Source organism: Phyllobacterium sp. (assembly GCF_037994425.1).
Classification (GTDB): Bacteria; Pseudomonadota; Alphaproteobacteria; order Rhizobiales; family Rhizobiaceae; genus Phyllobacterium.
The window spans coordinates 19,059-42,394 of sequence record NZ_JBBNAM010000134.1 but is presented as its reverse complement, the minus strand read 5'-3'; the positions used below and the strand labels follow the sequence as shown (position 1 = coordinate 42,394).

The 23,336-nt window shown below is 59.2% G+C and carries 16 protein-coding genes; 6 read left to right on the top strand and 10 right to left on the bottom strand.

From position 1 onward, the window contains the following. Positions 1-211 precede the first annotated feature (211 nt). Genes AAAB35_RS09780 through AAAB35_RS09765 form a run of 4 tightly spaced genes read left to right on the top strand, consistent with a single transcriptional unit; the run spans position 212 to position 7,045 of the window. The gene (locus AAAB35_RS09780) at positions 212-1,219 is read left to right on the top strand and encodes a MoxR family ATPase (RefSeq protein ID WP_340668091.1); all 1,008 of its coding nucleotides are present in this window, start codon (positions 212-214) and stop codon (positions 1,217-1,219) included. Beyond that, positions 1,219-2,136, top strand: a complete 918-nt coding sequence (locus tag AAAB35_RS09775) for a DUF58 domain-containing protein (RefSeq protein ID WP_340668090.1) — start codon at positions 1,219-1,221, stop codon at positions 2,134-2,136. The genes AAAB35_RS09780 and AAAB35_RS09775 overlap by 1 nt, the downstream gene beginning before the upstream one ends. After that, the gene (locus AAAB35_RS09770; protein ID WP_340668089.1) at positions 2,133-4,961 is read left to right on the top strand and encodes a DUF4159 domain-containing protein; all 2,829 of its coding nucleotides are present in this window, start codon (positions 2,133-2,135) and stop codon (positions 4,959-4,961) included. Before AAAB35_RS09775 ends, AAAB35_RS09770 begins: the two co-directional genes overlap by 4 nt. Positions 4,962-4,963: 2 nt before the next feature. Beyond that, entirely contained in the window at positions 4,964-7,045 is a 2,082-nt protein-coding gene (locus AAAB35_RS09765) for a hypothetical protein (protein WP_340668088.1), read from the top strand. 3 nt (positions 7,046-7,048) lie between these two features. Here the strand turns inward: AAAB35_RS09765 and AAAB35_RS09760 are convergent, their stop codons facing one another. Further along, entirely contained in the window at positions 7,049-7,567 is a 519-nt protein-coding gene (locus AAAB35_RS09760; protein WP_340668087.1) for an N-acetyltransferase, read from the bottom strand. 327 nt (positions 7,568-7,894) lie between these two features. Between AAAB35_RS09760 and AAAB35_RS09755 the strand changes: the two genes are divergently transcribed. After that, the gene (locus tag AAAB35_RS09755; RefSeq protein WP_340668086.1) at positions 7,895-8,890 is read left to right on the top strand and encodes a glutathione S-transferase family protein; all 996 of its coding nucleotides are present in this window, start codon (positions 7,895-7,897) and stop codon (positions 8,888-8,890) included. Between the two features lie 11 nt (positions 8,891-8,901). Here the strand turns inward: AAAB35_RS09755 and AAAB35_RS09750 are convergent, their stop codons facing one another. Then, positions 8,902-9,372 (bottom strand): NUDIX domain-containing protein, encoded by a 471-nt coding sequence (locus AAAB35_RS09750; RefSeq protein ID WP_340668085.1) that lies wholly within the window; start codon positions 9,370-9,372, stop codon positions 8,902-8,904. Between the two features lie 118 nt (positions 9,373-9,490). Here AAAB35_RS09750 and AAAB35_RS09745 point away from each other — a divergent pair, with 118 nt between their 5' ends. Next, positions 9,491-10,420: a metallophosphoesterase gene (locus AAAB35_RS09745; protein WP_340668084.1), complete on the top strand. Its 930-nt coding sequence runs from the start codon at positions 9,491-9,493 to the stop codon at positions 10,418-10,420. A 2-nt stretch (positions 10,421-10,422) separates the two neighbouring features. Here AAAB35_RS09745 and AAAB35_RS09740 read toward each other — a convergent pair whose 3' ends face one another. The 8 genes from AAAB35_RS09740 to putA all read right to left on the bottom strand — a co-directional run bounded on the left by AAAB35_RS09740 (position 10,423) and on the right by putA (position 23,257). After that, complete coding sequence (locus AAAB35_RS09740; RefSeq protein WP_340668083.1) at positions 10,423-11,046, bottom strand: hypothetical protein; 624 nt, start codon at positions 11,044-11,046, stop codon at positions 10,423-10,425. A 126-nt stretch (positions 11,047-11,172) separates the two neighbouring features. Then, the gene (leuA, locus tag AAAB35_RS09735; protein WP_340668082.1) at positions 11,173-12,879 is read right to left on the bottom strand and encodes a 2-isopropylmalate synthase; all 1,707 of its coding nucleotides are present in this window, start codon (positions 12,877-12,879) and stop codon (positions 11,173-11,175) included. Between the two features lie 302 nt (positions 12,880-13,181). After that, a complete protein-coding gene (locus tag AAAB35_RS09730; protein ID WP_340668081.1) occupies positions 13,182-14,129 on the bottom strand; it encodes an alpha/beta hydrolase in 948 nt (315 codons plus the stop codon). A gap of 281 nt (positions 14,130-14,410) precedes the next feature. Beyond that, positions 14,411-15,001, bottom strand: coding sequence for an NUDIX domain-containing protein (locus AAAB35_RS09725; protein WP_340668080.1), 591 nt, complete (start codon positions 14,999-15,001; stop codon positions 14,411-14,413). A 29-nt stretch (positions 15,002-15,030) separates the two neighbouring features. Then, positions 15,031-15,939: a cation diffusion facilitator family transporter gene (locus tag AAAB35_RS09720; RefSeq protein WP_340668079.1), complete on the bottom strand. Its 909-nt coding sequence runs from the start codon at positions 15,937-15,939 to the stop codon at positions 15,031-15,033. Positions 15,940-15,970: 31 nt separating this feature from the next. Continuing rightward, entirely contained in the window at positions 15,971-18,154 is a 2,184-nt protein-coding gene (locus AAAB35_RS09715) for an anthranilate synthase (RefSeq protein ID WP_340668078.1), read from the bottom strand. A gap of 231 nt (positions 18,155-18,385) precedes the next feature. Next, the gene (locus AAAB35_RS09710; protein WP_340668077.1) at positions 18,386-20,065 is read right to left on the bottom strand and encodes a formate--tetrahydrofolate ligase; all 1,680 of its coding nucleotides are present in this window, start codon (positions 20,063-20,065) and stop codon (positions 18,386-18,388) included. A gap of 99 nt (positions 20,066-20,164) precedes the next feature. Continuing rightward, on the bottom strand, positions 20,165-23,257 hold the full coding sequence (putA, locus tag AAAB35_RS09705) for a bifunctional proline dehydrogenase/L-glutamate gamma-semialdehyde dehydrogenase PutA (protein WP_340668076.1): 3,093 nt from the start codon (positions 23,255-23,257) through the stop codon (positions 20,165-20,167). Positions 23,258-23,336: the final 79 nt, after the last annotated feature.

Sequence of the window (23,336 nt, the reverse complement as noted above, 5' to 3'; positions counted from 1 at the left end):
GCGAGATCAGAGCCTCAAGCCCCGCCGCATCGCGCACACTGGTTTCCCGCCCTGCCATAGCCCTGACCTTTTTTCTGTATACGTCACGAAATAGTCACCGTTGGACCGCTTGTCAGCATGTCATAGTGATTTAGAGTCGTTTCAACATGTCATAGTGACTTGGAGTGATTTAAGAAAGACTCTGTAATTATACCAGCGGCGAGGTGAATCGATGACGATGATTAAACCAGAGGTACCGTCCGATCCAAAGGCAATGGTCGCCGAGGCCGAGAAAGCCTTGGCCGATATTGCCAGGATCAGGGACGGCATCGGCACCGTCATCTTCGGCCAGGAGAGCGTCGTCGAGCGCACGCTTGTCGCGCTTCTAGCGGGCGGACACGCCTTGCTCGTCGGTGTCCCCGGACTTGCCAAGACGAAGTTGGTTGAGACGCTCGGAACTGTGCTTGGACTGGATGATCGCCGCATCCAGTTCACCCCGGACCTCATGCCCTCCGATATTCTCGGTTCCGAGATCATGGAACAGGACGACAACGGCAAGCGCTACTTCCGCTATGTGAAGGGTCCGATCTTCGCCCAGCTGTTGATGGCCGACGAAATCAACCGCGCCTCGCCGCGCACTCAGTCTGCCCTTCTCCAGGCGATGCAGGAATATCACGTGACCGTCGCCGGCGAACGCCACGACCTGCCACGCCCGTTCCATGTGCTCGCGACACAAAATCCGCTGGAACAGGAAGGCACCTATCCATTGCCGGAAGCGCAGCTCGACCGGTTTCTCATGCAGATAGATATTCTCTATCCGGAACTTGAGGCTGAGCGCCGGGTGCTCCTTGAAACGACGGGCACCTCCGAAGCTGCAGCAGACCGGGTGATCGATGCGACGCGTCTCCTCGAAATGCAGCAATTGATCCGCCGCATGCCGGTTCCGGAAGGGGTGGTCGATGCCATTTTGAAACTTGTTCGCTCGGCAAGGCCCGGCGCCGACAATGACATCGCCAAGAAGTTCATCTCCTGGGGTCCCGGACCCCGTGCCAGCCAGGCTCTAATGCTCTGCGCCCGCGCCCGCGCTCTGTACGATGGACGCCTCGCGCCTTCGGTCGACGATGTCAAGGCGCTCGCCGAACCCGTCCTGCAACACCGCATGGCCCTGACCTTCGCTGCCCGCGCCGATGGCATGAACGTGCGCGATGTGATCGCAAATGTGACCAAGGTTGCCCTCTGATGGCAGCAATAGGCACGCAAGTCCGGCGAACCGAGACAGGCGATGCGCTCGCGCGCGCCCGTCAACGCGCCGCGTTGCTGCCTGACCTCCTCGTCGAGGTTCACCGCATCCTGAATACGGTCAATACCGGCTGGCACGGTCGCCGCAAGAGCGGCGTTGGCGAGAGCTTCTGGCAATTTCGACCCTATACGGAAGGTGAGGCCGTCTCGCGCATCGATTGGCGCAGGTCCGCCCGCGACGATCGCACCTACATTCGTGATCAGGAATGGGAAGCGGCCCATACCGTTTGGCTCTGGGCCGATCCCTCCCAATCGATGCTCTTCAAGTCCGAGCAAGCGCAGGTTTCAAAGGAATCACGTGCGCTCGTCATGGTGCTTGCCTTGGCGGAACTTCTCTCACGCAGCGGCGAACGGATCGGCTATCCCGACATCGCCGATCCGTCCTCGGCCCGAAATGGCGCGGAACGTCTCGCAACCTTGCTCTCCCACGCGGCAAATCTGCCGGCCAAGCCCGATCTCGACAGGGTGCGCCGGTTCTCGGACGTGGTGCTCGTCAGCGACTTCCTGGAGCCGGTCGAGGAGACGCTCGATACGTTGCAGAAACTCGCCCATGTCGGCGCGCGCGCCCACCTGATCGAGATCTACGATCCCGCCGAGGAAGATTTTCCCTATAGGCGGCGTACGGAATTTGTCGATCCCGAGACCGGCGCCTCCATGACCTTCGGCCGCGCTCAGGACTATGCGGATGATTACCGCAATCTGTTCTATGCACGCCGCGAGACCTTGAGCACCTATTGTAAGCGCATCGGCTGGAGCTACACCGTCAATCGTACGGATCGGCTGGCTTCCGAAGCCCTCGTGACCGTTCACATGAACATGACCGCCAAAATCGGCTACCAGGGCGGGGGTGCCTCGTGAACGCGCTTCCCCTTGCATTCGGCGCGCCCGCCATTCTGGCGGGATTGATTGCCCTTCCGGTTATCTGGTGGTTGCTTCGGGTTACACCGCCACGACCGGTGCGCGAAATCTTTCCGCCTTTGCGGATTCTGGCGCAGCTCCTGAAGAAAGAGGAAACGCCGAACAAAAGCCCATGGTGGCTGACGCTAATGCGGCTGCTTCTGGCAACATTTGTAATCCTCGCCCTGTCGGAGCCGGTGTGGAACCCCCGTCCCGAAACACTGACCGGCAAGGATCCGATCGCCATCGTCCTCGACAATGGCTGGTCTGCAAACGAGGAGTGGTCCGCGCGCAAGGAGACGGCAGAACGCCTTATCGCCGATGCCGCGAACTCCGGCGCGCTGATCTACATTCTCGGGACGGCCGAGAAAGCGAACACGGATATTGGCCCGTTCGACGCGACGACGGCCCTGGAGCGCGTGCGGGCACTGAACGTGAGGCCGATCCCGGTCGATCGAGCAGGCGCCTTCGCCCGGCTGAAAGCGACGCTTGCAGATGTTGCTGGAACCCGCCTCGCCTACCTCAATGATGGGATTGATACACCCTCGGCGGATGCGGCATTGAAATCGCTGCAAGATACTAAGATTGCATCGATGATCTGGTACCAGCCCTCGATCAGTGCGCTCGCGGCCATCCGCCAGGCCGAAAACAGCGCGAATGGTCTCACCGTCCATGCCGTTCGCCCGAGCAACGACCGGGGACCAGGCGCAATCACGATCGGCGCGTTTGATGAAAAGGGTCGCCGTATCGCCGAAACTGGCCTGGTGTTTTCCGCTGGAGAGGCAACGGGGCAGGCGGTTATCAATGCGCCTTATGAACTGCGCAACGACTTTCATACGCTGCGCATAGACGGTACCGCACAAGCCGGTGCGACGTTTCTCATCGACGACAACAATAAGCGGCGGCGCGTTGCCCTACTTTCTGGATCGGATGCGGACCTTTCCCAGCCGCTGCTCTCGCCACTTTATTACATCTCAAGAGCACTTGAACCGTTCGCCGATCTTCTTCGTCCACGTAACGCCGAACTCGTGCGCGCAGTGCCGGAGTTGCTCGAGCAAAAGCCGTCCGTGGTCATCATGGCGGATATCGGCAAGTTGCCTGCCGATACCGAGCGCCTTCTCTCCGATTGGGTCAACAATGGCGGCACGCTGATCCGCTTCGCCGGACCGCGGCTTGCCGGCAGCGACGATGATCCGCTCCTGCCCGTCATATTGCGCAAAGGCGAGCGCTCGCTCGGCGGCGCACTTTCATGGAAAGAGTCGCAGCCGGTCGCGGCATTTCCCGACAATGGTCCCTTCGCCGGTCTTCCCACACCGCAGGACGTGACCGTTACGCGCCAGGTTCTCGCCGAACCATCCTCGGACCTTTATGACAAGAGCTGGGCCAATCTCGCGGACGGAACGCCGCTCGTAACAGGCGAAACGCGCAAACGCGGACAATTGGTTCTCTTTCACGTTACTCCCGAGGCGACGTGGTCGAACCTGCCGATCAGCGGCAGCTTCGTCGATATGCTGCATCGTCTTGTTGTCCTTTCGCGTAGTGCAGGACCTGCAACGAACTCGAATGGCGCCAGCGCCTCGCGGGCTTTGCCACCCTACCTGATATTGAATGCCGACGGCGCGCTCATGCCACCGTCCGGCGACGCCAAGCCGTTGATCACCAAGGCTGGTGAGACGCCGCAAGTGAGTTTCGACAATCCGCCCGGCTTTTATGGCGTCGAGGACGCGATGTCGGCGCTCAATCTTTTCCGACCCGATGGGGAAATCAGGCCGTTGGCAAGACCCGACATGACATTCCCGGTGACAACTGCGCGCTATGCGGTCGACGAGTCGCTGCCCCTGCGCGGTCCACTGTTTGGGCTTGCAGCCTTGTTGCTGATTGCGGATGCCCTTGCCGTCCTCTGGTTTGGCGGCCATCTGCGCCGGCGCTACCGCACCGCTGCGGCCGCCTCCCTCGTCCTATTGCTGCTGCCTGTCCTCTTTGCGGTCTCCCCCTCTCCTGCCCACGCCCAGCAAAATGACAGCAAGCCTGGTGACCAGACCATTCTCGATGCGGTCAACGCCACCCATCTTGCCTATGTGATCACCGGAGACGGCGCGGTCGACGATATCAGCAAGGCGGGGCTTGCGGGCCTCTCGCGGGCGCTCTCCGATAGCACGGCGCTGGAGCCGGGTGAGCCAATCGGCGTCAATCCCGCCACGGATGAACTCGCTTTCTTCCCGTTGATCTACTGGCCGATCGATGCGGCCGCGAAAATGCCCTCGTCCGAGGCCATCGCCAAGATCGACGCCTACATGCAGCAAGGCGGAACAGTGCTCTTCGACACGCGCGACCAGGATGCTGCGGCGGTGAGCTTTGAGAACGCATCAACCCCGTCGAACCAACGCCTGCGCGACATATTGGCCGGCCTCAATATTCCCCCGCTAGAGCCGGTGCCAAGCGATCACGTCCTGACCAAGTCCTTCTATATTCTGCAGGATTTCCCAGGCCGCTATCGCGGCAGTCCCCTTTGGGTGCAAGCGTCGCTTTCCACCGAGGCAAGGGCCGACCGGCCTGTCCGCGCTGGCGATGGCGTCACGCCCATCATGATCACCGGCAATGATCTGGCCGGAGCCTGGGCCATCGACGCGAGTGGCTCTCCCATGTTTCCCACCGTCCCCAACGATCCCATGCAGCGCACCTATGCTTTCCGCACCGGGATCAATATCGTCATGTACATGCTGACCGGCAACTACAAGTCCGACCAGGTGCATGTGCCGGACCTGCTTGAGCGTTTGGGGAACTAGTCATGTACCTTTCGCTCGATTTCCAGCCACTTCTTTCGACCACGTTGCTGGCTTTGCTGCTCGTGCCGCTGCTGGCGCTCACCGTGGCGGGCCTCTATTTTCGCCAGCGTGGCAGCGTGCTGCGCCTTGTTGCTCTCGCAGCGTTTGCCATGGCGCTCCTAAATCCGATTGTCGTCAACGAAGAGCGGGAACCGCTGAAGAGCGTGGTCGCGGTGATTGCCGACCGCAGCCAAAGTCAGGACCTTGGCAGCCGCGCGGCGGATACGAGCGCAGCACTCAAGGAGGTGCAGACTGCCCTCGCGCGCTTGCCGCAATTCGAAGTCCGGACGGTCGAGACCGGCCGTCCCAGCGAAAACGATGATGCAACGTCAACGCGCCTTTTCGGCGCCTTGAACGGCGCTCTGCGCGATGTTCCGCCGTCACGCGTCGGCGGCGCGATTATGATCACGGACGGCCAGATCCATGATATTCCCCCCAATCCGGCGGGTCTCGGCTTCAATGCACCCGTTCATGGCCTGATCACCGGCGTCCCCAACGAGATCGACCGCCGCATCCAGTTCGTGCGCGCCCCGCGTTTCGGACTGACCGGAAAACCGCAGGAGATGGCCTACAAGGTTACGGCTTCCGGCGAAGCGCAGGGCGGACGAGCGCGTGTTCACGTACGCGTCAATGGCGAGGAAACCGCCAGCGAGGACGCGATCATCGGCGAGGAAATGCCGCTCGAGGTGACCCTCTCCCGCGCAGGCATCAACATTGTCGAGATCACCGTCGATTCCGTTCCGGGCGAACTCACGGGCGTCAACAATCGTGCCGTCGCCATGGTGGACGGCATCCGGGAAAACCTGCGGGTACTCCTGATTTCTGGCGAACCCCACAATGGCGAGCGGACCTGGCGTAACCTCTTGAAGTCGGACGCTTCCGTCGATCTCGTTCACTTCACAATTTTGCGTCCGCCTGAAAAGCAGGATTCGACACCGCTACCCGAACTGGCGCTGATCGCCTTTCCGACGCGCGAACTCTTCGTCGACAAGATCGATCAGTTCGACCTGATCATCTTCGATCGTTATCAGCATCGCGATGTGATGTCGTTGCTCTACTACGACTACATTAACGACTATGTGCAAAAGGGCGGAGCCCTGCTCATTGCCGCGGGGCCCGAATTTGCCGGCCAGATGTCTATCGCGAATACACCGCTTCTTTCGGTGCTTCCCGCCACGCCAACCGGCAATATTGAGGAAAAGGCCTTCTATCCGCGTTTGAGCGACCAGGGCAAGCGCCATCCGGTTACCCGTGGCCTTGAAGGCAGTACCCAGGAACCGCCCGCCTGGAGTCGGTGGTTCCGCGTGATCGACGTCAATCCGCCGGAAGGTTCGGTTATCATGAATGCCGGCGACAGGCCGCTGCTTGTTTTAAACCGTATCGGCGAAGGCCGCGTCGGCATGTTCCTTTCCGATCAGGGCTGGCTCTGGGCGCGCGGCTTTGAGGGCGGTGGTCCGCACGCCGCCCTCTATCGCCGGATTGCCCATTGGCTGATGAAGGAGCCCGACCTCGAGGAGGAAGCGCTGACGGCGGCCGGCAACGGCCGCAACCTTGAAATTCATCGTCAGACGATGAAGAAGACGGCTGAACCCGCCAACATCATCACGCCGTCCGGCAAGACCAGATCGGTGCCTCTTACCGAGACCGAGCCCGGTATCTTCACGGCGTCTTTGCCGACGGACGAGATCGGGCTGTATCAGGTTGCCAATGGTGACCTTACGACGCTCGCCCATGTCGGCCCCGTCGACGCACCGGAATTTACCGACAACGTCTCGACGCAAGCCAAGCTTGATCCGCTTGCTCGCGAAACCGGCGGTAGCACTCGTCGCCTTCGCGCGGCCCCCGATCAGAGCAGCATAGAGGTGCCCAACATCGTTGCTTCGCGCGGCACGGCAAGCGCCAGCGGCGACAATTGGATCGGCTTGCGCCAGACGAATGAGACGGTGCTGAAAAGCGTGACCCGCCTGCCGCTTTTCTCGGGGTTCCTCGGCCTTGCCGCGATGATGCTGGTCCTCGGCGGGATGTGGTACCGCGAAGGCCGATAGAAATTATTCCGCTGCACCTGCCATCGCTGCATGGAAGACCTTGCCTTCGACATTCTGCAGAGCCCGCGGCGAGAGCTCGCACGCAAGGAACCGCGCCGGATCAACCGACGCTGGCATTTCTATCTGGTGTCCCGAAATGGGGCGGAAGCCGAAGGGTGCATAGTAGGGCTCGTCGCCGACAAGGATCACGAGTTTGTGCCCGGCAACGCGAGCTGCTTCCATGCTTGTGCGCATGAGTGCGGCCCCGATGCCTTGTTTCTTCCATGCCGGCCGAACCGCGAGCGGGCCGAGAAGCATTGCCGGCGTCGTACCGATGAGGATCGGCGTCAGCCGAACCGAGGCAACCACGTGTTCGCCATTCATGGCAACGAAGGAAAGATTGCGATCATGCGGCCCGCCTTCCCGAATCCTGTAGGCCGCGCGGGTGAAACGGCCCGGCCCGAAAGCTTCCTTGTTGATGTCTTCGATTGCATCATCATGCACCGGTTCTTCCGGCGCGTAGGTCACGACATGGTTCAGCATGTTGGATTTCTTTGAAGAGAGTGATTGTTTGCCTCGGCTAGCATCGCCATTGGCCAGTACAGGAACGTCCGCCGCTTGAAGCGCCGGTTCAGGTTTCATCGTCGGATGACCAAAAGTCCTGTCACAAATCTCTCCTTTTTCGTTCGCCTAACATCAATCGGCCCCGACGTAAACCAAAATTTCGAGGGCGAAGGTCGAAAGAGTTACGCTCTGTTCACCAGGTGGGGGCTGGATTATGGACCAGGCCAAGCCAGTTATGAGAAACAAGGCCCGACGATAAAGTCGGGTCGCCGCGGCGTTTCGTCCGGCCAATGGAGATTCGAGACTATGGGTTTGTTAATCGACGGTGTATGGCAGGACCAGTGGTATAGCACCAAGGAGAGCGGCGGACGCTTCGTCCGCAGTGAATCGCAATTTCGCAATTGGGTAACCGCCGACGGAAGCGCTGGCCCATCGGGCAGCGGCGGCTTCAAGGCGGAGCCGGGGCGCTATCACCTCTACGTATCCTACGCTTGCCCATGGGCCCACCGCACGCTGATCTTTCGCGCTTTGAAGAAGCTCGAGGACGTTATCTCGGTCTCGGTCGTGGATCATTTCATGGGCGCCGACGGCTGGACTTTTCTTGAACGGGACGGCGCCACGGGCGATCATCTCTTCGGCTCCGATTATCTGCATCAGATCTACACGCGCGCCGATCCGAACTATTCAGGCAGGGTCACGGTTCCGGTCCTCTGGGACAAGCAGTTGAATACAATCGTTTCCAATGAATCGTCCGAGATCATTCGCATGCTCAATTCCGCATTCGACGCCTTTGGCGATTCCTCGCTGGATTTCTACCCTGAAGCAGCGCGCCCGGAAATCGATGCCGTCAATGCGCTGGTCTATCCAAACATCAACAATGGCGTCTATCGCGCTGGCTTCGCCACCACGCAGGAAGCCTATGAAGAAGCCTATAACCAGCTTTTCACCGCACTCGACCAGATCGAGGCGAAACTGTCCGCACAGCGCTATCTTGTTGGTGATCAAATCACCGAAGCTGACTGGCGCCTGTTCACAACGCTTCTGCGCTTTGATCCGGTCTATGTGGGGCATTTCAAATGCAACCGCCAGCGGATCGCCGATTATCCCAACCTTTCTAACTATACACGTGAGCTTTACCAGGTGCCGGGCGTCGCTCCGACAGTGAATCTCCTGCATATCAAGGCCCACTATTACGGTAGCCATTGGACGATCAACCCCACCGGCATTATTCCCGTCGGTCCAGCCATCGATTACACCACGCCGCACGATCGCGGCGGGCTGAATGCGACCGGCCTGGAATAGTCAAGCCCCTGCTACCAGGCAGTCGGAACCTCCGCACCGTCCAGTATCTCGGCAAGACGCAACCGGGTCGAAGGCGTCGTGTCCGTGGGCAGATCGTCGAGCCTGAAGAATTTTGCCTCGGCGATCTCCCGGTTGGGCTTGAACGGCGCGGTCTGGCGAAATGACCGGCAGACATAGAGCGCAACATGGTCGCGTTTGGAGGCGTGAGCGTTGTGATAGATCGCAAAGAGTTCGGGACGACCGGTCAGTTCGATGTTGCCCTCTTCCATGAGTTCCTTGGCGAGCGTCTCCTCCATCGTATGGCCTGTTTCGACGCCGCCGCCTGGAAACTGCCAGCCGTGAACATAGGTATGGCGGATAAGGAAGACGGTCCCCGCCTTTTCATCGATGACGACGCCCCGCGCCCCGAGCGTCATCGGGCGTCGCACCAGGAAATAGGCATGGAACAGGCGATGGCGCCAAATTGAACGCTTGTCGGTCATTCTTTCCTTCTTCGGGTGGAACGGTCCCACCTTGGGACTGTTCTATTAGCGAGCGACAGCGCTGGCGACAAACGTTCTAGCACTGGATTTAGCCTTCATACTCTCCTAAAGCTGAAAAATGTTCCGCATTGCCCACATCTCAGACATTCATTTGTCGCCACTTCCCGCACCCAACTTGCGGGAACTGATTTCCAAGCGCATCACCGGCTACATCAATTGGCGTTCAAACCGCAAGGGAACGATGACCGGCAGCACACTCGATGTGCTGGTTGCCGATATTATGGAACAGAAGCCCGATCACATTGCGGTTACCGGCGATCTCGTCAACCTGGCGCTTGACGAAGAATTGGAGACGGCACAACGCTGGCTCAAGTCCCTTGGCGATCCCGCCAATGTTTCGGTCGTTCCAGGCAATCACGATGCATACGTACCGGGCGCGCTAAAAAAAGCGCGGCGCCTCTGGGAACCGTGGATGCGCGGCGATATTGAGGCCGCCGAGAACAGGCCGGTCGAATTTCCCTATTTGCGGGTTCGCGGCGATGTGGCGCTGATCGGCGTTTCCTCCGCCCGGGCGACCGCCCCATTCATGGCGACGGGCGACATACGCGATCGCCAGGCGCGCAGGCTCGGCGAGATCCTGGATGAGACCGGCAAGCGCGGGCTCTTTCGCGTCATAATGATCCATCACCCCCCCGTACGCGGCGCGGCTCCAGCCCATAAGCGGCTGCTCGGCATCGGCCTCTTCCAGCGAACGGTGTCTCAATTTGGCGCGGAGCTTGTCCTACACGGCCATACGCATCTCGCAACCCGCCATGCGATCAATGGACCCGATTGGGAAATCCCGGTGGTGTGTGTCCCGGCGGCGAGCCAAGGCTTCGAAGTCGGTCAGCACAAGCCTCCGGCGGCGTTCAACCTGTTCTCAATTGCAAAAACCAATGCGGGCTGGGACTGCAACATGGTCGAACGCGGGATCGTCGACGCTCAAATGACGATCCGCACCATTCGCGAGCACAATCTCAGGGTCGGTAGGGTTTTCGCTACGAGTTAAGCTCAAAACAGCGGCGCGAGCTTCTCCCAGAAAAGGGCGAGCATCCCTCCCGCACCGATGAATGCACCGATCGCAAAACAGACGACCGTTGTCGCCATATCGTATAGCCCCGAACGGCTCTGCGCGTGGGTAGCTGAATTCGCGGCCGGTTGCAGGCTTGCAGCGTTTTGACTCTCTGCGGTACCTGTCGGGCGGAGCGCTATCCGCTCGCCCTCCATCAAGCGCTGTCTTTCGACGATACGTTCAGCAATATAGGTAGTCACTGCTTCCGAAACAGGTTTCACGTCGGGTGATTCCGCGAGCACGATGCGGCCAAGACGCGTGTCGCGAACAAAGCGATAGGTCCGCCGGTCGCGGCCCATCATCACGTGGGCGGTAGCGTCAATCCATAGCCTCGGCTGCAAACCCTTGGAAATCGCAAAATCCCACTGGGGGTCGTCCGCCGGCACTTCATCGAAGACCGGCTTCAGGTCCTGCGCCAGAATTTCGATCCGCGCGAGATCGGCCTCCTTCATGTCTATAATGACATCGCCACGATCCGCAGCAGCGACCTGGGCCCCGCGGATCGCCTCGGCAAGCGTTCGCTTGTCGTCGGCTGGCGTGATCTTCTCTCTCATTTCATTCATCGGCTTTTCCGGCAAGGAGGCGGTTTTACCAATCTTTAACGATAAGTCGCAGCCATTGCACCAAAAACGCGATTGGGCGCACCTTCGATACCCGCAATGTGTGAAGGGCCCTCAGGGCCCTTCAGTTCATTTTCCGATGATGCGGTTGGCCGCCGAAATGATCCCTTCGAGCGACGCAGTCACGATGTTCTTGTTGATGCCCGCCCCGAACAGCTTGCCACCGGGATGCTCGATTTCCATGTAGCTGATGGCGGCAGCATCCGAGCCATGCTGCAGCGAGTGTTCGGAATAGTTCACTACAGACAGCGTAATTCCGAGATAGTGGGAAAGCGCATCGATGAAGCCGTCCACCGGCCCCGTCCCGCGCCCTTCGATGCGCTTGGTCTCACCGCGATCGGTGATTTCGGCCGAGAGGATTCGCATGCCCTTACGCTCAGTGTCCGGATAGGTGTGGTGATCGACGAATTTCAGTCGCGCGTCGGGCTGTTCGACGTAGAGTTGCTGGAAGCGCTCGTAGATCCGCTTCGATGGCATCTCCTTGCCCTCCTCGTCGGTAATATGCTGGATATCCTCGCGGAACTCCACTTGCATTCCGCGCGGCAGGTTGAGGCCATAGTCGGCCTGCAGAATATAGGCGATACCGCCCTTTCCCGACTGGGAATTGATGCGAATGATGGCTTCGTAGCTGCGGCCAACGTCCTGCGGGTCGATCGGCAGATATGGTACTTCCCACAAGGTCTTGTTGGCCTGTTTGATGGCCTTCATGCCCTTGTTGATCGCATCCTGGTGCGACCCGGAGAACGCCGTGTAGACCAATTCGCCAACGTAGGGATGCCGCTCGGGAATCATCAATTGGTTGGAATACTCGTAGACTTCCTTCATGCGGTTGATGTCTGAGCAGTCGATCTCGGGATCGACGCCCTGCGTGAACATGTTCAAGGCAAGTGTGACGATATCGACGTTGCCCGTACGTTCGCCATTGCCGAACAGCGTCCCCTCGACGCGGTCAGCGCCAGCCATCAACCCAAGTTCCGTCGCGGCAATGCCAGTGCCCCGATCGTTGTGCGGATGCAGCGAGATGATCAGGTTCTCGCGGTTGTCGAGCTGGCGGCACATCCACTCGATCCGGTCGGCATAAATGTTCGGCGTCGACATTTCGACTGTCGAAGGCAGGTTGATGATCAGTTTATTGTCCGGCGTCGGCCTGACGATCTCGGTGACCGCATTGCAAATCTCGAGCGCTACTTCGAGCTCGGTTCCGGTAAAACTCTCGGGGGAATATTCGAAACGGTAGCCACCTCCGGCTCTCGCGGCCATGTCGGTGATCATTTTCGCTGCATCCGTCGCGATCGACTTGATGCCATCGACGTCCTTGTCGAACACGACGCGCCGCTGCAATTCGCTGGTCGAGTTATAGAAATGGACGATGGGCTTATGCGCGCCCTCCAGGGACTCGAACGTACGCGTGATAAGTTCGGGGCGGCACTGGACCAGTACCTGCAACGAGACATCGTCTGAGGCGTTTCCTTCCTCGACGCACCAACGGGCAAAATCGAAATCCGTCTGCGATGCGGAAGGAAAGCCGATCTCGATTTCCTTGAAGCCCATGTCGAGCAGCAGCGCGAACATGCGTACCTTGCGGTCATGGCCCATAGGGTCGACCAGCGCCTGGTTGCCGTCGCGCAGGTCGACAGAGCACCAGATCGGTGCCTTATCGATGCGCTTTGACGGCCACTGCCTGTCCTTCAGCTCGACGAATGGATAGGCTTCGTACTTTTTGCCGGCATTCGGCATGCCGGCGGTCTGTTTCCTCGGAGCGATCATATCGGTCATTGTGCTTCTCGTTTCCGGCCGGATACGCGGAGTTTTCAAGCGATCTCGGCACTTTCTTAAGCGTTGCGTCGGACTTGTAAAGGGTAAGGAGCAGAAGCCTGGCGGCAATTTCGACCGCCGGACGCTCCTCTCAACGAGCCCGGCGGTCGCCGATAAGGCCGAGAAGAAGCGGAAGGAGGAAGGCGCGATTCGTCAGGCCCGCAAAAGCGGACGAGGCAATGGACTCGTGGGTCGGGCGCGTTCTCATGGCCCAGACAAATAAACGACTGTCTGGGCGGATGCAAGGATGAGTTTAAGGCGGGTCAGTTCTTTTTGAGCTGGGCGGTCATGCCGGACAGCCATTCGCTGACGACCTTCACGTCTTCCTTGCCAAGGCCATGGTCCGACTTGATCGTACGGGCTTCGACCCGGGCGCCATGCGACCGCAACATGTCTTCAAGCGCTGGCGCGTAAGGCGCGTAAAGTTGATCGGTCACGCCTGAAACCGTCAATACGCGAGCATTGGCCAGATTTGCCTCCGTCGATTCGGTGAGAACAGGCATCGAGCGGAGCAATACTGCCTGCTTCACGAGGTCCGGGTAGAGCATCATCACGGCGTTAACGAGATTGGCGCCGTTGGAGTAGCCGAGGAACGTGGTGCGCTTGGGGTCGATCTTGTATTGCAGCGCTGCCTGCTTGAAAAAATCGGCAAATGCCTTCGCCTCGGAACGGATGTCCTTCTGGTCGAAGCTGATCGGGGTCAGCCGGCGATACCAGCGGTTCGAACCATCCTGCACCACGCGGCCGCGGACGGCGAGAAGCAGTGCATTCGGCGCTATCTTCGCTCCGAACGAAACGAGGCTCGTCTCGTCCTGGCCCGATCCGTGCAGAAGCACCAGCGTATCGCCATTCGGCGCGTCCGGGCGATAGAAGCGGTATTTGAATGCGAGATCGTTATGGAGCGCGCCGTCGCTTTGGGGAATTATCTCACCCTTGATCGCTTTGTTCAAAATACTGGCCCCACCTGTAGTGAGCGTGTTGACGGGCGTAGCCTTGAGCTGCATCTGCGGCGCGGCCTTACTTTTCTGGGAGCAGGCATCGACAGCAATATTTTTATCGATATCGGGGGTTGGATCAACCGTATTCGAACGAACCTCGGCCTTGCCTGTCTGCGGTTTGTCACAATCAGCGATGCCAATCGCGTGCGCCGATTGGGCCGCAGCGGCAAATGAGAGGCCTGCGATAAGTGCGAAGAGAAAAGGTTTACCCATAAGTTAATCCTAGAAGTTAAAGGTTAACTAAGATTGTAAACAGCCGCGGTCATCCGCTCGGCGCTGCCATGCCTATTGGCGCTCGATTCTCAGAAACTGGAATTGATGCGTGCCGCCAATTAATGTCCCCTGACGTACGCCCCCAGCGTCGCATCAAGATGAAGTTCGCATTGCTGGGCAAATCTCTCGCCCAAGCACCTGCTCTATGTCAACATAATTGTAACGAAATCATGACGAACTGAAACAGTTCGTTACATTTTGTTGCACACATACATCGAAATTTAGCCCTTTTGGGCCATCAGGCCCTTCAGCTTGACGTGCTGGAGCAACATCACGGTCTTCGCGTCGACGATCTCATGACGCTCGACGGAAGCCAGTGCGTCATCGAGGGTCATCTCCAGAATTTCGATGTCTTCACCTTCGCCTTCGTGCCCGCCGCCTTCGGAAATGCGATCTGAAGCATCGTAGACCGCGACGAAAAACACCAGCCGCTCGGTCACGCTCCCGGGGCTAATGAACACGTCAAAGACACGCTCGATGTCGCGCAGGCGATAGCCGAGCTCCTCTTCGGTTTCCTTGCGCGCCGTCGTTTCGGCATCATTGTCATCAAGGAGGCCCGCACAGGCTTCGATCAGCATCGGATCGTGCCCGGTCACATAGGCCGGCAGCCGAAATTGCCGGGTAAGTAGTACCGTTCCGCGCGACGGATCGTAGGGCAGCACGACTGCCCCGTTGCCCCGGTCGTAGACCTCGCGCTTGTGCTCTTCGAGCCTGCCATCACGTCGCACCATGTCATAGGTGTATTTTTTCAGCTTGCCCCAATTGTCCGAGAGCAGTTCTACCGACTTCATGCGCAAGGGGCCGTCACTCAATGGAAGCACTCCTTTAGTGGCTAGCGAGGTTAGGCAAATGGAACGGCGGCGGTGCCGATCGGCAACTTTGCTTCGTCCTCAGGTTCGACATGAATGACCACACTGGCCTCGGGGATTTGCGCCATCAACGCATTCTCGATCCGGTCACAAATCACATGGGCGTCGCCGACGCTCATCTTGGCGTCGACCACGAGATGGAACTCGATGAACGTTACCCGGCCTGCGACGCGTGTCTTCAAGTCATGAACTTCGAGAGCGCCGCCAGCATTCGCCGAAATTATGTCGCGGATGTGAATCGTCTCCTCGGTGGCGACGCCGACATCCATGAGGCCTTGCACCGAGTTGCCAATGACGTTCCAACCCTGGAAAAGTATGTTGACGGCGACGATGACGGCAAGGATAGGATCGAGGATGGTCCAGCCAGTGAGAATTGCACCGACAAGTCCGGTGAACACGCCCACCGATGTCACGACATCGGTCATCAGGTGCTTGCCATCGGCAAGAAGCGCCGGCGATTTTGCCAGGCGTCCGCGATTGATCAGGACGGTTGCCCATATGGCGTTGAGCACCGACGCGCCGCCGTTGATGGCGAGACCAAGCCAGGGCTGATCGAGCGTCCTTGGTGTCTGCCAGACGAACCAGACCTCACGGAGGATTAAAAGTGCGGCGACAATGATCAACGCGCCTTCGAGCACGGCCGAAAAGTACTCGGCCTTGTGATGCCCATAAGGATGATTCTGATCGGCCGGAATATGGCTGACACGGATCGCCCACCACGCGGCCACTGCGGCCACGACATTAACGATGGATTCGAGCGCATCCGAATAAAGGGCAACGGAGCCGGTGACGTAGTAGGCGCCGTACTTAAGCGCAAGAACCGTGCAACCGACGATGATCGACCAGAATGCCAGCCGCTGAACTGTAGTCTCTTGGCTCATTCTCAAGATGCTCGTTGCTTCGCTGCTCATGTCAGGCAGCGCGTTCCTTGGCACGTCGCGGCAAGTGAGCGACGACGTTTTCGATCATGCGCATACCAGCATTGTGTCCGAGTGTCATGATGGATTCCGGATGGAACTGCACCGCCGCGATCGGTTCGCTCTTATGTTCGAATGCCATGATGACGCCATCCTCCGTCTCCGCCGTAACGATGAATTCATCGGGGAGACGTACTGGATCGGCGAAGATCGAGTGATAGCGCCCAACCGTCACTTCCTTCGGCAGGCCGGAGAACACCTTGCCCTGCTTGGTGATGCGAATACGCGAAGGCTTGCCGTGCATTGGAACGTGGAGTTGCCGCAGCGACCCGCCATACGCCTCGGCAAGGGCCTGAAGGCCGAGACAGACGCCGAAAATCGGCAGATCGCGCTTGCGCGCCCTCTTGATCGTGGCCTTGCAGTCGAAATCCTCGGGTGTGCCCGGTCCCGGTGACAGGACGATCAAATCAGGCTTGATCCGGTCGAAGATTTCATCCGGCACTGGCGTGCGGACCGTGGTTACGGTAGCCCCGGTCTGGCGGAAATAATTCGCCAGCGTGTGGACGAAAGAATCCTCGTGATCGACGAGAAGTATCTGCAGGCCCTCGCCGACACGCGCGACGGCACGCTCCTCGGTGAGGACATTGCTCTTGTGAGCATCCCGCACGGCGGCGATCATCGCTGACGCCTTGAGTTCGGTCTCGGCCTCCTCCTCTTCCGGGATCGAATCGAAAAGCAGGGTTGCGCCGGCGCGAACCTGCGCAATGCCATCCTTGATGCGAATGGTACGCAGCGTCAGGCCCGTATTCATGTCACCATTGAAATTGACCATGCCGATGGCGCCGCCATACCAGGCGCGCGGGCTACGCTCATTTTCTTCGATGAAACGCATCGCCCAGAGTTTCGGCGCGCCGGTAACAGTGACGGCCCAAGCATGCGAGAGGAACCCGTCGAAGGCGTCCATGTCTTCGCGCAGACGCCCCTCGATGTGATCGACGGTGTGGATCAGTCGCGAGTACATCTCGATCTGGCGACGACCGATGACGCGGACCGACCCCGGCTCGCACACACGGCTCTTGTCGTTACGATCGACATCCGAACACATGGTCAACTCGGACTCATCCTTCTTCGAGTTGAGAAGCTTGATGATCTGTTCAGAGTCGGCGATTGCGTCCTCGCCTCGCTTGATCGTGCCCGATATCGGGCACGTCTCGATGCGACGGCCAACGACACGCACGAACATTTCCGGCGAAGCCCCAACGAGATACTCGTTGTCGCCGAGATTGATGTAGAATGAATAGGGCGATGGGTTAATGGCCTTCAGCCGGCGCGAAATTACAGACGGTGCCGTTTCGCAACGTTCGTAGAATGTCTGGCCCGGGACCACCTCGAAAAGGTCACCGCGTTTGAAGCTTTCCTTGGCTTTCTTCACCAACTGGGCATAGTCGCCCGGATTGTGATCGCCGCGGCCCGGAATCTTGTCGGTGGGCTTGAACGGCATTGCCTCCGTTTCGCGTGGCAGGCCTTCAGTCGACAAGCCGTTGAAAGCATACTCGTAACGGTCGAGCCACGCCTTGGCCGCATGATGATCGACAACCAGTATTTCATCCGGGAGGTAAAGCACGATATCGCGCTGGTCGTCGGGTCGTTTCAGCTTGAATTGTACGGGATCGAACTGGAAGGCAAGATCGTAGCCGAAGGCGCCGTAAAGCCCAAGGCTTGCATCGTCCTCGGTGAAGAACAGATGAACAATTGCGCGCAGCACGGTAAAGACCGATGGAACGCGGGAGCGCTCCTCTTCCGTAAATGGCCGGCTCGGCAGCGCGATCTCCAGGTCAATTTTCGTCGCACTCGTTGCAACGGTAGAGACTTCCTCCAGCGAGGCAACGGTTTGACGAATGGGAACGAGAAGGACTTCCCCGCGCTTGTTCAGTGCTTCGATGGTCATATGGCGCCCATTCGACGTGATGACCACCGGTGGATCGACAATAGCCGTATCCCAGCGCGTATAGCGCCCCGGATATTCATAGTTGGACGAGAAGACAGCACCGCGGCGCTCATCCAACGCATCCACGTAGCTGTCGATGGCGCTGGCATAGGCCGTTCCAATGCGCAAACGGGAAATCGTTATTCCGCCTTTGGTGTCGAAGATTTCGACGTCGCCCTCAATTCTATGCATCTTCTTCTCCGTCTCGTTGCATCTGGCCTTGGGGGCTTCTGGCGATAAATAAAAAGGCCGCCCGGAAAACCCGTTGCGGCCCTGTTCCCTTTACGCATGCAAAAGGCTGTGCGGCCGCTAGAAGCGGAGCCACCACCAACCAGTTTTGTTAACGCGCGTATTCATGTGCTGATTGTTAGCGGCAGCCGAGGCGGCTTGCAACAGCAAAAACGCGCCGTCTCTCGCCGATTGTCAGAAGAGCCCCTCGATCAGTCCGTCTTCGTTGAGATGAATCCGTTCGGCGGAAGGCGATTTCGGCAGTCCCGGCATGGTCATGATCTCACCGCAGATCGCCACGATGAAGCCGGCCCCGGCGGCCAGGCGTACTTCGCGCACATGCACGACATGATTGACGGGAGCACCACGCAGGTGCGGATTGGTCGAGAAGGAGTATTGGGTCTTGGCCATGCACACCGGCAGGTTGCCATATCCGGCCTCCTCCCATTGTTTGAGTTGCTCGCGCACGCTCGAATCCGCATCGGCCTCGGCGCCTCGGTAGATCCGTTTGACAATAGTTTCGATCTTTTCGAATAGCGGCAGTTCATCCTCATAGAGCGGGGAGAACTGCCCTGAGCCGCTCTCCGCGAGGGTAACGACCTTGTGCGCGAGTTCCTCGATGCCGGCCGAGCCCTCAGCCCAGTGCCTGCAAAGGATCGCTTCGGCGCCATGCGCAGCGACAAATGCCTTGAGCGCGTCAATCTCGCCTTGCGTATCGGCAGTGAAATGGTTGATGGCAACAACGACGGGAACGCCGAATTGTCTGACGTTTTCCATATGTCGCCCGAGATTGGCGCACCCAGCCTTGACCGCGGCAACATTTTCCCGGCCAAGATCTTCCTTGGCTATGCCCCCATGCATTTTCATTGCCCGAACGGTCGCGACAATAACGGCCGCTGCGGGTTTCAATCCGGCCTTGCGACACTTGATGTCGAAAAACTTCTCCGCACCGAGATCGGCGCCAAAACCTGCCTCGGTCACGACGTAATCGGCAAGTTTCAGCGCCGTCGTGGTCGCGACGACCGAGTTGCAGCCATGCGCGATGTTGGCAAACGGGCCGCCATGGACGAAGGCGGGGTTGTTCTCCAGGGTCTGCACCAGATTGGGCTGCATTGCGTCCTTGAGAAGCACCGCCATCGCCTTGTCGGCCTTGAGGTCCCGGGCATAGACGGGCGTCTTGTTGAAGCGGTAGCCAATGATGATCTCGCCAAACCGTTGCTCGAGATCAGCGAGGTCGGTGGCAAGGCAAAGGACGGCCATGACCTCCGAAGCGACTGTGATATCGAAGCCCGACTCGCGCGGAAAGCCGTTGGCGACCCCGCCGAGCGATGAGGTAATATCGCGCAAGGCTCGGTCATTCATGTCCATTACTCGCCGCCAGGTAATGCGGCGCGTATCGAGATTGAGCTCGTTGCCCCAGTAGACATGATTGTCGATCATCGCCGCGAGCAGATTATGTGCGGCAGTCACTGCGTGAAAATCACCGGTAAAATGCAGGTTTATGTCTTCCATAGGAATAACCTGCGCATAGCCGCCGCCGGCGGCACCGCCCTTGGTGCCAAAACAAGGGCCGAGCGAAGCCTCGCGAATGCAGACGATGGCCTTCTTGCCGACCCGGTTCAAACCGTCGCCGAGCCCGACCGTCGTCGTAGTCTTGCCTTCGCCGGCTGGCGTTGGGCTGACGGCGGTTACGAGGATGAGCTTGCCATTCTTGCCGTCGCGTTTTGAGTGGATGAACTCGGCCGAAAGCTTCGCCTTGTCATAGCCGTAAGGAGCGAGATGCTCGGGTGGAATGCCGACCTTCGCGCCGATCTCCAGGATGGGCTTTTTCGCCGCAGTTCGTGCAATCTCAATATCGGATTTGACGACCGTCATCGCATTCCCCCCATATTGCTACCAATCAAATAGCATTCCGGGACGAAAATGGGGATAGTCAGATAGGACTATCCCCTGTTGCGATGTCGTGGCCGTTTCCTATTCGCCCATTGCGATCAGGCTGGCATTACCACCAGCGGCAGCCGTATTGACCGAAACCACCTGTTCGAGGGCAAAGCGCGCAAGGTAAGCCGGACCGCCTGCCTTCGGGCCGGTACCGGAAAGTCCGGAGCCGCCGAAGGGCTGCGTGCCGACGACGGCGCCGATCGTGTTGCGGTTGACATAGACGTTGCCGATGTCGAGCCGGTCCACAACCTTGTTGACAGTCGCTTCGATACGGGTGTGCAAACCGAACGTGAGTCCGTAGCCGGTCGATGCGATCTGATCGATAACTTTATCGAGATCCTTAGCCTTCCAGCGAACCACGTGCAGGACGGGGCCGAAGACCTCGCGCTCCAGCGCTTCCGGGCGGTCGAGTTCGACAATATGCGGGGCGAAGAACAGACCTTCATTCGGTGCCTCGCCGGCATAGTGCACTTTCTGGCTCTTGCGCATCGCCGAGATATGATCGCGCAGCATGTCACGCTGGGCATCATCGATGATGGGCCCGATATCCGTGGAGGGCAATGAGGGATCGCCCACGGTGAGCTCCTTCGCAGCGCCTTCGATCATTTCAAGCATATTGTCGGCGATGTCCTCCTGGAGATAAAGGATTCGCAGCGCCGAGCACCGCTGGCCGGCCGAACGGAAGGCCGACATCACCACATCGTCGGTTACCTGCTCGGACAGCGCCGTCGCGTCGACGATCATGGCATTGAGGCCGCCCGTTTCGGCGATCAAAGGAACGATCGGCCCCTTCTTCGCAGCAAGGGCACGGTTGATGGCCCAGGCCGTATCGGTCGAGCCCGTAAACGCAACGCCTGCAATTTCGGCATGCGAAGTCAATGCCGCCCCGACCGAACCATCGCCGGGCACATAAAGCACCGCATCTTTCGGCACCCCGGCTTCGTGCAGAATCCGAACCGCCTCATAGGCAACGAGTGGGGTCTGCTCGGCTGGCTTGGCAACGACCGTATTGCCGGCAGCAAGCGCCGCCGTTACCTGTCCAAGGAAGATCGCCAAGGGGAAATTCCAGGGACTGATGCAAACGAATGCACCCCGACCGCGATGGCGGAGCTTGTTGTCTTCCCCGGTCGGCCCGGGCATGACCTTGTCAGCGCCGAATTGACGGCGCGCCTCGGCGGCATAGTAGCGGCAGAAATCGACCGCCTCTCTAATTTCGGCAATACCATCATCGACCGTCTTGCCCGCTTCGCGCGAGAGAAGATCGAGCAGGTGATCCCGATTGCCTTCAAGAAGGTCGGCAGCTTTTTCGAGCGTCTTCGCGCGCGCATCGACCGAAACCCGCGACCATGCTGAGAAGCCCTTGCGGGCAATCGCAACCGCTTTTCCGGCCTCATCTGCCGTAGCGAATACGACGGAGCCAACCTTGGATCCATTGACCGGCGAGATCACTTCCTGTGGTTTGCCCGAGGGCTTCACGGCATCGAGCAAAGGGACGGCGTTTACAGTCCGCGACGCCTTGGCTATGCCGCCGAGCAGCGCCGCCAGTTCCGTGCGCGCCCCAAGTTCGACGCCGGCGGAATTGGCGCGCTTGCCATAGATCTTCGATGGCAGCGGGATGTTTGGATGCCTGTAGCCCCGGCCGTCGTTCAGTTTCTCTGCGGGACGGACGAGCAGATCAGCAATCGGAATGTCATTGTCGCCCACAACCGAGACGAATGAGGAGTTCGCTCCGTTCTCCAAAAGGCGGCGCACCAGATAGGCGAGAAGATCGCGGTAGCCACCGACTGGAGCATAAATACGGCAGGCGATCTTGTCGCCCTTCTCCGTGATTTGCTTGTAGAGGCTTTCGCCCATGCCATGCAGGCGCTGGAATTCGAAACCGGTCTTGTCGTCACCGGCCATTTCCAGGATCATTGCTACTGTCAGTGCATTGTGGGTTGCAAATTGCGGAAAGAGCCGCGGCCGCGCCGCGAGCATACGCTTGGCGCAGGCGAGGTAAGACGCGTCCGTCGCAGGTTTGCGCGTAAACACCGGATAGTCGGCCAGCCCGCGCTCTTGTGCACGCTTGACCTCAGTGTCCCAGTAAGCGCCCTTCACCAGCCGCACCATCATCTTGCGGCCATGCCGGGCCGCGAGCCGATCGACATGCTCGATCACGTCGAGAGCCCGCTTCTGATAGGCCTGGATAGCGAGCCCAAAACCGTCCCAACCATCAAGTGAGGGATCGCCGAAAACCCGGTCGATGACGTCGAGCGAAAGCTCGAGCCGATCGGCTTCTTCGGCATCGACGGTGAAATTGAGATCATAGGATTTCGCCTTTTGCGCCAGCGCGAGCAGGTCTGGCACAAGTTCGGCCATGACTTGGTCGTGATGGGTGGCGAGATAGCGCGGATGCAAGGCGGAAAGCTTGACCGAAATGCCCATGCGGTCAGGGAGCTTCTTGTTGCCGGTCGCACGGCCGATGGCCTCAATCGCATCCGAATAGGACTTGAAATAGCCGCGGGCATCCTTGCGGGTGCGGGCACCCTCGCCCAGCATGTCGAAAGAATGACGATACCCCTTGGCCTCGTTCGTGCTGGCGCGCTTGAGGGCGTCCTTGATGGTTTCGCCGAGAACAAAATGATGACCGAGATAGCGCATGGCCTGCTTGGTGGCGGTGCGTACCGTCGGAAGGCCGATCCGCTTGACCAGTGACGAAATCACGCCTTCCGGCGTCTCGCCCGGCCTGATGACCTTGGCCGAGAGACCAAGCGCCCAGGCGGAGGCCGAGACGAACCACGTATCGCCACTCGGCTCATGCTCCGACCAATGGCCCTGCTTGAGCTTGTCTTCGATGAGCTTGTCCTGCGTAGCCGCATCGGGCACGCGCAGCAGCGCTTCGGCAAGCACCATCAGCGCCAAGCCCTCGCGCGTCGACAGGCCGTATTCGCGCAGGAAATCCTCAACGCCGCCAATCCCCTTCGCCTCCTTGCGGATCGTCGCGATATATTTGCTGGCGCGTGCATCGATACGGCGGTTCACGTCCTCAGGAAGCGCGATCGTCTTCAGAAGGTTGGCGACGAGTTCCTGATCGTCGACGGCGTAAGGCGCGGAAAAAACATTGGTCGCAGGCGTTTGAACGGTCATCAGGATCCCCTTATTGATTTTTCCCATATAATCTATTCTACTTGGTTATTCTCACCAATGAGCGTGAGTGATTTGATGA